The following is a 14,222-nucleotide window of genomic DNA, read 5'->3' as shown; positions in this document are numbered from 1 at the left end:
ATACGCAGTGTCCGCAAAACTTAATCGGTTATTGTTTTGTTATTTGAGAAACGACTCGTGATGAAACGCAACACGCTGATCCCCCTTTTAGCCGGTCTTGTTTTTATTCTTTGTGTGAATGTAAATAGCGCATTTGCCCAAAAAAATAATGATTCAACTTATTACAAGAATAGTATCAAGTTCAATATAACCAATTGGATATTGTACGATAATGTTTTCATGTTTAGTTATGAACGGGTAGTGTCCAAACATCAAACTTTTTCTGTAACAGGCGGATATGTTGAAATGCCTGGGTTTCTGCCAAATCAAACAGGCGTAAAATACCACGGAGATGTTTCAAAAAGTGGTTTTACTATTGGCGGCGACTACAGATTTTATCTGGCGGCTGAAAACAAATTTCCTGCTCCGCACGGTCTTTATATCGGGCCATATATTAGCTACTATGATTTTAAAAGCGAGCGCCGCATGGCGTACACCGATACTACCGGCAGTACATCTACAGCCATTATAAATTCAAAAATTAATGTTGGCAACCTGGGAGTGCAATTAGGGTATCAATTTATCTTATCAAAACGGATTACCATTGACCTTACTTTGTTCGCACCTTCTTTTTCCCGCTACGGCATACATCTTGATGCCACCGGTAGCTTAAGCGATCATGCGAAAGAAATAATTTATAACGATGTAACACAGGCGGTAATTGACAGATTTCCTTTACTTGACAAGTTATTGACGGATAAACATGTGGATGCTTCCGGAAGCAGAAATGCATTGGCGCCGGGTCTGAAATATTGCGTATATATTGGCTACCACTTTGGAAAAAGATAGACCTTGTGAGTTTCACGCGGCGAGCGCGGCGGAGCAACGACGCAGAGAATTTCACGCAAATCTTTCGCAAAAGTTTGAAATCTTAACTTATATCGATACTCCCGGAATAAGAATACGCTGCGTCGTTGCTCCGTCGCGCTCACCGCGTGAAATTCGTTTGCGTCAGGCATAAGAAAGCCCGGGCTTTCGGCCCAGGCACATCTTATTTAACCCTACAACCAACTTAGACAGCTTTTGGCGCGGCTTTCAAAATTTCTTCCGATACACCGGCTGCATATTTTTCAAAGTTTTTGACAAATTCTAATGCAAGAGCATTTGCTCTTTCATCGTAGGCTGCTTTGTTGTCCCATGTGTTACGAGGGTTGAGTATCTCAACAGGTACATTTGGACAGCTTAACGGAATTTCGAAGCCAAAAACCGGGTCTGCTTCAAAATTTACTTTATCCAGCTCGCCTTTTAACGCTGCTGAAATCATCGCACGTGTGTAAGAAAGCTTCATACGGTTACCTACTCCATATGAACCTCCGGTCCAGCCAGTGTTGATCAGCCAAACTTTTACGTTGGTTGATTTCAATTTTTCCCCGAGCATTTCTGCATATTTCCCCGGGTGCAATGGAAGGAAAGGAGCGCCGAAACACGCACTGAACGTAGATTTCGGTTCTGTAACACCAGCTTCTGTTCCGGCAACTTTTGCGGTATAGCCGGAGATAAACTGATACATTGCCTGTGCAGGATTGAGCCTCGAAACTGGAGGCAACACTCCGTTTGCATCACAAGTTAAAAAGAAAATGTTCTTAGGTTGAGAGCCGATAGAAGGCTCAATGGCATTGCCTATGTATGAAAGCGGATACGAAACCCGCGTATTTTCAGTGATTGTAGAATCGTCGTAATTAACAGTGTGTGTGCCTTCGTAGAAATTGATATTTTCCAGCAAAGCTCCGTCGTGCACGGCGTTGAAAATTTCCGGCTCTTTTTCTTTTGAAAGATTGATACATTTTGCGTAGCAACCGCCTTCAAAATTGAACACATTTTTATCTGACCATCCATGCTCATCGTCGCCAATCAACTTTCTTTCAGGATCTGCACTCAAAGTAGTTTTACCGGTTCCGCTGAGGCCGAAAAACAGGGCTGTGTCGCCATCTTCGCCCATATTTGCAGAGCAGTGCATGCTCAAAACACCTTCTTGTTGTGGTAAAACATAATTGAGAATAGTGAAAATCCCCTTTTTGATTTCACCTGTATAACCTGTTCCCGCGATCAGGATGGTTTTGTGTTTAAATGAAACCACGGCAGCATTCGATTGGCGAATACCGCATTCGGCCGCATTAAGTTTTAAGCCTGGAGCGTTAAGAATTGTCCACTCCGGTTCGAAAGTTTCCAAATCATGCTCCGAAGGGCGCATGAACATATTGTAAGCAAACAGATTAAGAGCAGGAGTTTCGTTTACCACGCGGATCGACAATTTGTACTGGGGATCAGCGCAGGCAAAACAATCTCTTACCCAAACTTCCTTGCGGCCATTCAGGTAATGCATGATTTTTCCGTAAATAACATGGAAAAACTTTTCCTCGATGGGCTGGTTGAATCCGCCCCAATGTACCGTGTCAGCGGTAATTTCATCGCTGACAATGAATTTATCTTTTGGACAACGGCCGGTAAATTCCCCGGTTTTGATTACCAATGCCCCTGTGTCTGCAAGCTCACCCTCATCACGTTTTAAAGCATCTTTTATGAGTTCGTCCGGGTGTAGTTGATAGTGTACGTTGTTTTGAAATGTAAGACCAATTCTTTTAAGGCCTTTGATGGGCATTGCAATCGTTGAAATCATATGGCTTAAATCTATGGTGAAGGACAAAACTAACGGTTGTTAGCAGATGCACTATCTACCCAAAGTGCATAAAATTCGACCTGCTATACAGTCGGCATTATCTTTTTTTCAAAATATGCCCGTTTTTTATACAAATAATTTAAAAGCAATCATTTGAACATTAGATAAATTGAAAATTTTAAAATTTTTTCACTTATTGACAAACATCAGCTTTTTGGGTATGAGACCTCGGGAATAAGGTATGAGGCTTAACACGTGCGCAGAATGTGCGATGTATATCGCTTGTACAATCTGACATCACAAGCCTCCCATCTCGCACTTATCTTTTCTTCCTTACTTTTACGCATTCTTTTACTTTTTCAATAGATTTTAATGAAATACAAGCCTTTAAATGCAGAGATATTTATACAGAATCGTAAACGTTTTGTAGAAAAAATGGAAAAGAATGCGATTGCTATTTTCAACAGCAATGATGAATTGCCTTCGAATGGTGACGCATTACATGGATTTAAGCAAAATTCAGACCTATACTGGCTTACAGGTATTGTGCAGGAAGACACAATGTTGGTGTTGTTTCCCGACAATCCCGATCCCAAATTCCGGGAAGTATTGGTGCTTGTAAGGCCAAATGAATTGAAGGAAAAATGGGATGGCCACAGACTAAGAAAAGAGGAAGGCACTGCAATATCCGGCATTCAAACTATTGTATGGCTGGATGTGCTCGATGGCGTTTTGCAACCGTGGATACACCTTGCAGATACCATTTATCTGAACACAAATGAGAACGACCGCAAGTCAAATTTACTGGCGGTTAGGGATTACCGTTATGTAGCGGAAATGCGCAGCCGTTATCCTTTGCATAACTATAAAAGAAGCGCAAGAATTTTAAAAGATCTTCGTGCCATTAAAACGCCCCTTGAAGTGGAAGTAATGCAGGAAGCGATCGACATTACAGAAAAAGCATTTCGTCGTTTGCTCGGCTTCATTAAGCCTGGTGTTTTTGAATATGAAATTGAAGCAGAACTGGTACATGAATTTTTGCGCAACCGCGCTACCGGAGAAGGTTACGGTAGTATCATCGCAAGTGGCGATAGGGCTCGAACATTGCATTATGTTAGCAATAACCAGGAGTGTAAAGATGGCGAATTGGTATTGATGGATTTTGGTGCGCAATATGGCGGCTACAATGCAGACTTGACCCGCACAGTGCCTGTAAACGGTAAGTTCACTAAACGTCAGAAAGAAGTTTATAATGCATGCCTTGACATTCACAAATATTGCAAAAGCATTTTAAAACCTGGTATCACATTGCTTGATTATACTGATAAAGTGGGAGATGAAGCAACCAAACAATTCCTGAAACTGGGTCTTATCACTGAAGCCGATGTAAAGAATGAAGACCCTGAAAACAGAGCGTACAGAAGGTATTTGTATCACGGTATTTCGCACCATCTTGGAGTGGACGTGCATGATCTTGGAACAAAAACAGAGCCCTTGCAAGAAGGTATGTTGCTAACGATCGAGCCGGGTATTTACATTGAACAGGAGCAAATGGGTATTCGCATAGAAAACAACATTTGGCTCACAAAAGATGGCAACATCGACTTGATGAAAAATATTCCTTACGAGGCGGACGAGTTAGAAGCATTGATGAAGAAATAAAAGGCAAGCACGCAGATGACGCAGATTGAGCAGATAAACACAGATCAGTGTAGATCAGTTTAATCTGCGTCATCTGTGTGCGGCTTTTAATAAAAAAATCATAGTTTCACGATTCAGTTATTCAGTCTATTCAGTCATTTAGTTATTCAGTCTATTCAGTTTATTCAATTCTTATATGAAGCAAATTCCTAACCTATTCACGTTACTTAATCTTTTCTTCGGCTCGCTGGCTATTATCGTTACACTTCAAAATGGCATTATCATAACTACTGACAGTTACGGTGCACAGTTAGTAGATCTCCCGGAAAAAATTTGGTACGCGTCATTATTTATTGGGCTGGCAGCAGTTGTTGATTTTTTTGATGGGTTTGTGGCAAGGTTGCTGAAAGCGTCTTCTGCTATGGGTAAGGAACTTGATTCTTTGGCAGACGTGGTGAGTTTTGGTGTGGCGCCAAGTATGATCTTGTACCAATTTTTGCGCTTAGGCATCGCTAAGGAAGAAAATGGATTGAATGTTTCTATCATGTGGTTGTTGCCTGCTTTAGTGGTGGCTTGTGCTGCGGCTTACAGGCTGGCGAAATTCAATATTGACGATTCGCAACAATATGGCTTTAAGGGAGTTCCGACACCTGCGATTGGTTTGCTGATCGCTTCGTTTCCATTAATTCTTGTGAATTCCGGAGAAACGGTTGCTTCGCTTTTACTCAACAAATGGGTGATTTATGCCATCATTGCGCTCGTGAGTTATTTGATGGTGTCCAACCTGCCGATTATGGCTTTGAAGTTTAAAGACTACAAACTAAAAAGCAATATGCCGAAAGTGATCTTGCTTTTATTGGCCGTTGTTTCTGCAATATTCTTAAAATGGCTTGCAATACCTGTCATGTTTATTCTCTATATCATCTTATCTTTGGCCCTTCCAAAACAACAGGCATAGCTTGTTGAGAGAAATTTTCTAATAAATCGAAAACCAAAATACAATGACTTTTTCAGTACAGGTAAAAGTAATGCCCCTAAAAGATTTGCTGGATCCTCAAGGTAAAGCCGTTATGGGTGGCTTAAACAATCTTGGCCTAAAGGGAATTAATGACGTAAGAGTAGGCAAACACATTACGCTTCAAGTAGATGCTTCTAACGAAGATGAAGCAAAAAAAATCGCTGAAGATGCGACTAAAAAACTACTGGCTAATCCTGTAATGGAATATTTCGAAATTTCAGTTAACTAGTGTGAAAATGTGGAAGTGTGAAAATGTGACAAGTGCAGAACTTCCATTTTCACATTTTCATATTTTTCACATTTTCATATTTTCCCAACCATGCTCTATCTTGTTCCCACGCCTTTAGGAAATCTTAAAGATGTTACTTATCGGTCGATAGAAGTATTGCAAAGTGTCGATCTCATTTTGTGTGAGGATACAAGAACTTCATCCGTGTTTTTGAATCACTACAATATTCAGAAACCGCTTACTCCATATCATCAGCATAACGAACATAAAATTCTGCAGCACCTTGTAGAGCAATTGCTGGCAGGTAAAAAGATGGCAGTGATCACAGATGCGGGTACTCCTGCAATTTCGGATCCTGCGTTTTTATTGGTTCGTGAATGCGTTCGCAACGACATAAAAGTAGAATGCCTTCCCGGCGCTACAGCCTTTGTTCCCGCCCTTGTTAACAGCGGACTTCCCACCAATCGTTTTTGTTTCGAAGGATTTTTGCCTTTAAAAAAAGGTCGCCAAACTGCACTAAAACAACTGGCAGAAGAAGAGCGCACCATGATATTTTATGAATCTCCCATGCGACTTGTAAAAACGCTGGAAGACTTCATTCAATACTTTGGGGCTGACCGGCAATGCTGTGTTAGCCGTGAACTTACCAAGATGTTTGAAGAAAACAAACGTGGCAGTCTTCAGGAAGTCTGCGATCACTTCAAGCAAAAAACGGTGAAGGGGGAGATTGTGTTGATTGTGGCGGGAAAGGAGGAATAATTTGAAAATTTGAAGATAAAGAGGTGCAACTCCTGTTATAGAGACCTTAAATTTAGTGGCTTTCATTTTCAATTTTCAATTTTCCACTTTCAATTAAGCTACCTTGGTGTAATTTTTGTCCAAAAAAAATCTAAACAAAATTTCTGTATGAAAACTGGAAAAATCCTGAGCTTTATTTTGGCAACCGTATGTATCCTAGCTGCTAACTCATTGTTTGCGCAGTTTCGTAAAATACCGGCAGAAGTAACAGATGCTTTTTATGCTAAATATCCAGTGGCAAAAAAAGTGGAATGGAAAGACAAACTGAGTTCTTTTGTAGCAACTTTTAGTCTGGACGGAGAATCGCATGAGGCACGTTTTACCAACAAAGGCATTTGGGAACAAACAGAAACAAAGCTCGAAGAAAGTAAAATTCCTTCCGTGGTGAATGATGGTTTTTCAAAAAGCAAATATTCCGAGTGGGAAGTAAAGTATGCATCGGAAATCAAATTGCCGGGCGATTCTGTTAACTACAAAATGATCGTAGCGAAAAGCAATGTCGAAAAAATGAACCTGACGTTTAACGAGAAAGGAAAGCTGTTGAGAGATAGTAGAACACTTTAAGTTATAAGTTTTAAGTTGTAAGTAATAAGTTAGAAGGAAGCCCCATCACTTAAAACTTATTACTTACAACTTAAAACTCAAATAAAACACCCTGATTATAATGAGAAAATTCTTCCTCCTGAATATCGGGTTCGTCCTGATAAGTTCATTGGTTTTTGCACAGCCTGACAGATGGCAGCAAAGAGTGAGCTACAAGATGAACATCGACATGGATGTTAACACCAACCGTTTTACCGGTACACAAAAACTGGAATACACCAACAACTCTCCCGATACGCTGTACAAAGTGTTTTATCACTTATACTTTAATGCATTTCAGCCAAACAGTATGATGGACATGCGCAGCCGTGAGCTGGGCAAAATTGTAGTGCGGCAGGACGCAAAGGGCAACGATGTTCGCGATTGGGACAGCAGGGTAAGAGATCGCATCGCAAATTTGAAACCTGATGAAATTGGTTATCAAAAAGTGCTTTCATTAAAAATGAATGGTGTTGCGCAGCCCTACAAAGTAGAGGAAACCATTCTGGAAGTAACGCTTTCGAAACCAATTTTACCGAAAAGTAAAGTGGTGTTTGACATGGAATTTGAAGCGCAGGTTCCATTGCAAATTCGCCGCAGCGGAAGAGATAATCCTTTAACAGGAGTTCGTTACTCTATGAGCCAGTGGTACCCTAAGATGAGTGAATATGATTATGAAGGCTGGCATCCTACACCATATGTGGCACGTGAGTTCTACGGCGTTTGGGGTGATTATGATGTTACTATTTCAATTGATAAAAAATATTTATTGGGTGGAACCGGCTATGTTATAAATGGCAACCAGATAGGTTATGGCTACGAGGATGCAGGCGTGAAAGTAGTTCAACCTGCAGGTAGCAAACTAACCTGGCATTTTGTAGCTCCTAACGTTCACGACTTCATGTGGGCAGCTGATCCAGAATACAAACATCTCGTTAGAAAAACGGCTGACGGAATTACCATCAACGTTTTGTACAACTATAAAGAAAATGATGCCGCTAATGATGCTGCGTGGAACAAAGTAGCGGATGCGGCAGTATTGGTACTGCCATATATTCAGCAACATTTTGGTAAATATCCTTACAAACAATATTCGTTTGTGCATGGGGGTGATGGTGGCATGGAGTATCCAATGTCAACATTGATATCCAGCCCAAGCCTTGGAACCGCATTTCACGAGTGGATGCACACATGGTACCAGATGATGATGGGAACAAATGAAAGCATGTATCCCTGGATGGATGAGGGCTTTACGTCGTGGGCAGAAACATGCGTGAGCCAGTACTACGGAGAGCAAACAAGTGGTAGTGGTGCTGCTTCAAAAAATGAACTGGCAGTAAATACCGCTACACAGAATATTCACAAGGATGCTTATGCGGGGTACTTTGCCCTAGTGAAAAGTGGAAGAGAGGAACCGCTGACCACACATGCTGATCACTATGAAAGCAATTTTGCATATAGTGTTGCGTCGTACTCAAAAGGCGAAGTATTCATGGAGCAACTTGGATACATTGTAGGAGCCCAGATTAGAGATAAAATTTTACTTCAGTATTATAATGACTGGCATTTCAAACATCCCAATGTAAATGATTTCATTCGCGTTGCGGAAAAAGTGAGTGGTATGAAGTTGGACTGGTACAAAGAATATTGGGTGAACACAACAAAGACTATTGACTACGGAATTGACAGTCTTTGGGAAGAAAATGGCAAGACAAAAATCAGGCTTGCACGAATTGGCAAAGTGCCGATGCCAATTGATCTTCAGCTAACATTTAAAGACGGAAGCAAAGAGATACAATATGTACCAATGTATTTGATGTTCGGAGAAAAGCCTGCAGAGGACAATACACCACGAGTTGTAAATGAAGCGTGGAAATGGACACATCCGACTTTTGTTATAGAAACAAAACATAGGATCACAGACCTTAAAGAAGTGGTGATTGACCCGTCCGAAAGAATGGCTGATGTAAACCGCAGAAACAACGCGTTGCAATTAAACTGGTAGAAACGCTTTGAAATAAAATGTAAAAGTCATCCCGATTGATCGTCATTATTTGACCAATCGGGATGACTTTTTTATTGAAAAACCCAGGACAATATCGATGTGTAAACACAGAGCTGTAAGGAGAATAAATAAGCCACTCTGGGAGCGGCTATTAAATTACTTTTTAAAGTAATTGAGTTCGTAATGCTGAGCGTTTTTTAGGGATAATACGAAAGGTAAGGTTTCAATGATTAACAATATTTGCTTTAACATCCCGACTAACGCAAAGGTCATGGTAATTTTTATTGGAAACAATACCCACTTAGTGGTAGTTTTTATAAAAAAAGGTTAATGCAATCGGTTGATCTAGCGGCCATAGTATTTATTCACAGCTTCGATGCGGCTGTTTACGTGAAGCTTCTCGTAGATATGGTATACGTGCTTACGTACCGTTTCATGACTGATGCCTAATTGCACACCAATTTCTTTATAGAGCATTCCTTTGGAGAGAAACTTCAGGATTTCTTTTTCCCTGTTGGAAAGCGCATCGATCAGGTCGTCGCTGCCTTCAGTTGTAGCGGCCACAGCGGCTGGTTTGTTTTGGAACGCAGCCACCACTTTTCTGGCGATCAGGCTGCTCATGGGAGCACCGCCTTCTTTCAGTTCTTTTATGGCTTCGAGTAACTTACCGGGAGCAGTTTTTTTCAAAATATAACCATTCGCCCCTGCGCTTAATGCTTCAAAAATTTTATCATCTTCCTCATAAACCGTACACATCATAAAAAGCATATCGGGATTAAGAGGCTTCAATTTTCTTACACATTCAATGCCCGTCATTCCGCCGAGGTTGATGTCCATCAGTACTACCTCGGGCTTAAGATCCGGCAGCTTTTCCAATGCTTCTTCACCATTGCTGAAGCTTCCTATCAGGTCATATCCATCCGCCATATTAATGATCTCCTCAAGGGCAAGGCGAATGTCATTCGTGTCGTCGACAATGCATACAGAAATGTTTCTATCCATACGGCAAAAGTCAGATTATTCTCCTTCCCCTGCAATACCACGAACAGGTATTTAATGATTGCAAGAGCTTATAAAGCGTTTGTACAGCAAAAAATATAACCTGTTGCAGAGGAAAAGTTGATGATAAACGAGAATCGGAAAATATTCTTGAGGGAATTAAAACTTGATCGTTAGCCGTACCTTCTTCTTTTTAGAATTGGCCTTCCAGCCGGGGCCTTCCTTAACGATCCTGATCGCTTCTTTGTCCGCAGCGTCGGTGAGTGATTTTTCAACCACTATGTTGTTGGGTTTTCCTGATTTGTCGATTTCAAAACGTACAATTATTTCTCCATCTATGTTAGGAAATGACTCTGTACTTCTCTGAACATAATTGTAATAATCTTCCCAGCCGTCAACCGGTGCAGGTTGTAATGTGTCAATAGGAGATACGGCTGCAGCTCTTACAGGCTTGGATTTCTTTTTCGAACCGTATCCTACCACCACAACATCGTTTAAAGCTGTGGCATTTTCTTCCAGTTTGATATTGTTCTGAGCGTTAGCATTTAAAGCAACGTTGGCACTCAAATAGCCAATGGAATTGACAGACACTGAATCAAATCTTGTTGCTTCAGATGCAGGAAAAGAGAAAACTCCGTTTTTGTCGGACACCACTGCAACATTGTCGAGATTGTTGGCTTTAATGACGGCCCCTGCAATAGGTTCGTTTTTACTGTTGGTGATTCTTCCGGAAATATTGTTCTTCAGTAGGCCAAAGTTTTGTGAAGCTGCTACCTGTGGTGCTTCTTCAGCTTTAACGCCACTTACCTTACCACTAAGCATCGTTGCCACCGAAGAAGGTTTTTCTTTTTTAAGATCATCTGTATCAGAAAATGTTTTTGCAAGTTTAATTGAATCGCTCACAACAGGAGCATTGAAAGTTTCTTCCGCGTTGGCGAGGTCTTTTGCATAAAACTGTTTTGCGGGGGCTAAATTATATTGCAGCTTTTTCGCATTACCGTTTGCAATTAAATTTTGCTGTCGATTGGCATTTAAGTCAGGCGTTTCTTGTTCAGGTTGTGCCTTGAAATTAAATGTTGGGGTATCTTTCGGCGTGGCGACAGTATCTTGTTTACGTTCAGTTACTTGTTCTTTTTTAGCACCACTTTCTGTTTGCGCAACTTCTTTATTTTTCTCCGGCAAGAATATGAAATAACTCAACGTGCCAAGGCCGCCAATAATGATAAGAGCTGCAGCAACTCTCATCCAATTTTGTTTGAAAAGAGGGATGGCTTTCTTTTCTTTTCTTTCATTTGATGCTAAATTCTTGCGCAACCATTTGATGTCGTTAGCAGCCGTTTGACTTTCTACAGACGAATAGCCTTCCAATGCATCGGCAAGAAAAGGATCATCAAGTGATGCTTTTTCCAACGCATGCATTTCACTTGGAGACATTGTTCCGCTCCAATAATTGCGAATGTCTTCCGCTGTAAAAGTTTTAATATGGTTTTTATTGTCGCTCATAACAAGTGTAATCTCAATTACACCGGTCGGTTTATTTACTGTTTATGGTTACCATTTTTCCTTCCATACAAATCTTCAGATTGCGTCTTCCGTTTTGTATAAGACTGCGAACTTTGTTCCATTCGTAGCCGGTTATGGCCATTATTTCGTTATAACTTTTGTTTTGCAGGTAAAATAATTCCACGCTTTGTTTTTGTTCAAAAGCAAGTGTTTGCAGGCAATCTTCCATTTGAACAAGTTGATCTTCTTTGTCCCATGCACTCTCAGGATGCATTTCTTCCCCCGATTGCATAAATGAATCATCAATGCTTACCGTTACTTTGTTTTTTTGGCTGCGCAAATGCATAAGGCAATGGTTCTTAGCTACAGCGTAAAGCCAACTTCTGAAGTTATCAATGATATGCTTTTGAACTTTAACAGGCAGTTCACCGTAAATATTCATCACAGCGTCCTTTGCAACTTCATGATCGCCAAGATACTTTACGCAAACGCCATATACAAGCTCCATATATTGCTGGTAAAGATGCGCAAGGATATCAGCATTTCCGGTGCGTTTGTATTGCGCCACAAGGTCTGCATCAGAACCTTCAATAGGTGATATTTTCTTTAAAAAAGCCAAACGGTGATTGATGCGGAAAGATAGTGTTTTGCGGGAAGAAAACCAGCAGGGGGAGATGTGCAGGGTCTGAGGGTGTAAGACGTGAGGAAAAGATGTACGAAGTACGAAATTCTTTAGGGCGTTTCATCATAATGATTTTCGTACATCGTACACCTAACACCGTACATTTCTAATGCGGCACATTTACAATAAACTTCTCCTTAAAGAACTCTTCTTCAAAGATGTCATCTATTGGTACAATATGAGGACGGAGGCCACTTTCATGAACTTCCTGCGTAAGATCGCCGCCTTTGAGGCAAACAAGTCCGGAGGCGCGTATGGAATCATTTACGCCTGTAATGGCTTCTTTATTTTTCTTCATCAACGGTTTGCCCCACTGCCACAGATCTCTTAATGGAGCTACAGCACGGGAAACAACGCAGTCAAATTTCCTGCCCTTTATTTCTTCAACACGTGTGTGCTGCGTCGTTACATTTGTTAAACCAATGCCTTCGGCAACAGCTTCTACGACTTTTAGTTTTTTATTAATGCTGTCCACAAGGTGGAACTGTACTTCCGGAAAGAAAATAGCCAGCGGAATGCCCGGAAATCCGCCACCGGTGCCCAAATCAACAACCTCATATCCTTTGGGGAAATCAAAAACTGCGGCAATGCTTAATGAATGCAATACATGCTTTTCATAAAGACTCTCAATATCCTTCCTGGAGATGACATTTATTTTTTCGTTCCACTCTTTATACAATTCTCCCAATCCTTCAAGTTGCTGTAGTTGCCGGGGAGTGAAATCGCTGAAATATTTTAAAACTAGTTCCATGTTGCTTTCGGTTTTTTCCACAATGCTGGTGCAAAGATGCAATAAAACAAAAACATCCAGATATCAAATAACCACCACAGCGGCCAAAGGTCCTTTTCATTCAATTGCTTCATGGCTTTATAATAAATAAAACCCTGTGCAATAAATCGAAGTGCGAAAACTCCCAATGCCAGTCTCCAATCAAAAACTATGAGACTTGTTATAAAAAGTGGATAAAATAAAAACTGGGAGGCAGTATAGGTGCCCAACAAAAACTTGTGTTTTGGCCTGTAATATTTGGCGGTAGAAAAATGCCTGTTCTTTTGACGCATCCAGGCACCAAAGCTTTTCTTTGGTTCAGAAAGTGTGAAAGAATCAGGATGAATAACTACGCTGGTATTCTTGTTTGTTGCCACTTTGTTGATGAACAGATCATCGTCGCCACCGGGTAAATGATTGGTAGAAGAAAAACCTTTGTTACGCAGGAAGAGATTTTTTTTATAAGAAAGATTTCTCCCCACCCCCATGTATGGCATACCCGCAATAGCATATGACATATATTGCAGCGCCGCATGAAAGGTTTCGAAACGGATAAGTTTGTTCAGAAAGCCCGGTCTTTTAAAGTAAGCGCCGTAGCCGATTACGATCTCCGTGCCGTTATCATAGCCATTTTGCATGTGCTCGATCCAGTCTTCAGAAGCAGGAACGCAGTCTGCGTCTGTTAGAAGCAGCACTTCATGTTTGGCCTCTTTAATGCCGATGGACAAAGGGTATTTTTTTCCGGGAATGCCCTTTGCGTCGTTTTCCAGGTTTACCGCATATAAATTCTTAAAAGTTTTCTTGAACTCATCCAGTAAAAATCTTGTCTCATCCTGGCTGTTGTGGTTTACAACAATCACTTCGTTTGTAGAATGATATTTTTGAACAAGTATGCCGGGCAAATTGCGTGTAAGATTTCCCGCTTCATCTCTGGCGCAAACAATTACAGAAACCGGATGCTGCTGCATATGCTCTTTGGAAGGTGTTTTGTAAAAAGCCAATTTGCCAAAAAGCCTCAATATGTAGGTAAGCTGTATTAAGCAAATAACACAAAACAAACCAAAAATGACTAACTGCCAGCCTGATTTCGAAAGAAAGATTTCCATGCCTAGGTAATTGCGGGGTTACAACAATGAGCTGCGAAAATAAGTAGAACCTCTTATTTGAAAAGATAAATGATTGGTTAAACGAGATATTTTTTCCAATAAGGGCAAGTTTCAGGCTTTAGTTACCTGGTTGCGTTTCATTCATAAATACTTATGAAGTCATATTTATTACCGGATTAAAGACTGAGGCTCAGTGAATTTTTATTATTTTGGAAACCGTCCATTGAAAAATAT

13 protein-coding genes are annotated in these 14,222 nt (G+C 40.8%); 7 read left to right on the top strand and 6 right to left on the bottom strand.

All coding sequences use genetic code 11. From position 1 onward, the window contains the following. Window positions 1-60 precede the first annotated feature (60 nt). Window positions 61-828, top strand: coding sequence for a DUF3575 domain-containing protein (locus QJ048_RS20695; protein ID WP_282336336.1), 768 nt, complete (start codon window positions 61-63; stop codon window positions 826-828). A gap of 223 nt (window positions 829-1,051) precedes the next feature. Here QJ048_RS20695 and pckA read toward each other — a convergent pair whose 3' ends face one another. Further along, on the bottom strand, window positions 1,052-2,656 hold the full coding sequence (gene pckA, locus QJ048_RS20690; protein ID WP_282336335.1) for a phosphoenolpyruvate carboxykinase (ATP): 1,605 nt from the start codon (window positions 2,654-2,656) through the stop codon (window positions 1,052-1,054). A 372-nt stretch (window positions 2,657-3,028) separates the two neighbouring features. On the opposite strand from pckA, the gene QJ048_RS20685 reads away from it, so the two are divergent. The 6 genes from QJ048_RS20685 to QJ048_RS20660 all read left to right on the top strand — a co-directional run bounded on the left by QJ048_RS20685 (window position 3,029) and on the right by QJ048_RS20660 (window position 8,929). Beyond that, window positions 3,029-4,318, top strand: a complete 1,290-nt coding sequence (locus QJ048_RS20685) for an aminopeptidase P family protein (protein ID WP_282336334.1) — start codon at window positions 3,029-3,031, stop codon at window positions 4,316-4,318. A gap of 175 nt (window positions 4,319-4,493) precedes the next feature. After that, complete coding sequence (locus tag QJ048_RS20680) at window positions 4,494-5,255, top strand: CDP-alcohol phosphatidyltransferase family protein (protein ID WP_282336333.1); 762 nt, start codon at window positions 4,494-4,496, stop codon at window positions 5,253-5,255. A gap of 43 nt (window positions 5,256-5,298) precedes the next feature. Continuing rightward, on the top strand, window positions 5,299-5,544 hold the full coding sequence (gene purS, locus QJ048_RS20675; protein WP_282336332.1) for a phosphoribosylformylglycinamidine synthase subunit PurS: 246 nt from the start codon (window positions 5,299-5,301) through the stop codon (window positions 5,542-5,544). 90 nt (window positions 5,545-5,634) lie between these two features. Then, window positions 5,635-6,303: a 16S rRNA (cytidine(1402)-2'-O)-methyltransferase gene (rsmI, locus tag QJ048_RS20670; protein ID WP_282336331.1), complete on the top strand. Its 669-nt coding sequence runs from the start codon at window positions 5,635-5,637 to the stop codon at window positions 6,301-6,303. A 147-nt stretch (window positions 6,304-6,450) separates the two neighbouring features. Continuing rightward, window positions 6,451-6,906: a PepSY-like domain-containing protein gene (locus QJ048_RS20665; RefSeq protein ID WP_282336330.1), complete on the top strand. Its 456-nt coding sequence runs from the start codon at window positions 6,451-6,453 to the stop codon at window positions 6,904-6,906. 100 nt (window positions 6,907-7,006) lie between these two features. After that, window positions 7,007-8,929 carry a M1 family metallopeptidase gene (locus QJ048_RS20660; protein WP_282336329.1) on the top strand — a complete coding sequence of 641 codons (1,923 nt, stop codon included), beginning with the start codon at window positions 7,007-7,009 and terminating at the stop codon, window positions 8,927-8,929. A gap of 345 nt (window positions 8,930-9,274) precedes the next feature. Here the strand turns inward: QJ048_RS20660 and QJ048_RS20655 are convergent, their stop codons facing one another. The 5 genes from QJ048_RS20655 to QJ048_RS20635 all read right to left on the bottom strand — a co-directional run bounded on the left by QJ048_RS20655 (window position 9,275) and on the right by QJ048_RS20635 (window position 13,988). Beyond that, window positions 9,275-9,931 carry a response regulator gene (locus QJ048_RS20655; RefSeq protein ID WP_282336328.1) on the bottom strand — a complete coding sequence of 219 codons (657 nt, stop codon included), beginning with the start codon at window positions 9,929-9,931 and terminating at the stop codon, window positions 9,275-9,277. A 156-nt stretch (window positions 9,932-10,087) separates the two neighbouring features. Next, window positions 10,088-11,431: an energy transducer TonB family protein gene (locus tag QJ048_RS20650; protein WP_282336327.1), complete on the bottom strand. Its 1,344-nt coding sequence runs from the start codon at window positions 11,429-11,431 to the stop codon at window positions 10,088-10,090. A gap of 31 nt (window positions 11,432-11,462) precedes the next feature. After that, window positions 11,463-12,050 (bottom strand): RNA polymerase sigma factor, encoded by a 588-nt coding sequence (locus tag QJ048_RS20645; protein ID WP_282336326.1) that lies wholly within the window; start codon window positions 12,048-12,050, stop codon window positions 11,463-11,465. Window positions 12,051-12,219: 169 nt separating this feature from the next. Continuing rightward, window positions 12,220-12,864 (bottom strand): 16S rRNA (guanine(527)-N(7))-methyltransferase RsmG, encoded by a 645-nt coding sequence (gene rsmG / locus QJ048_RS20640; RefSeq protein WP_282336325.1) that lies wholly within the window; start codon window positions 12,862-12,864, stop codon window positions 12,220-12,222. After that, entirely contained in the window at window positions 12,855-13,988 is a 1,134-nt protein-coding gene (locus QJ048_RS20635) for a glycosyltransferase (protein ID WP_282336324.1), read from the bottom strand. Before QJ048_RS20635 ends, rsmG begins: the two co-directional genes overlap by 10 nt. Window positions 13,989-14,222 lie beyond the last annotated feature (234 nt).

The organism is Pinibacter soli (genome assembly GCF_029961145.1).
Classification (GTDB): Bacteria; Bacteroidota; Bacteroidia; order Chitinophagales; family Chitinophagaceae; genus Pinibacter; species Pinibacter soli.
The sequence above is the reverse complement of the archived record's forward strand: the minus strand, read 5'-3'. Positions and strand labels throughout refer to the sequence as shown.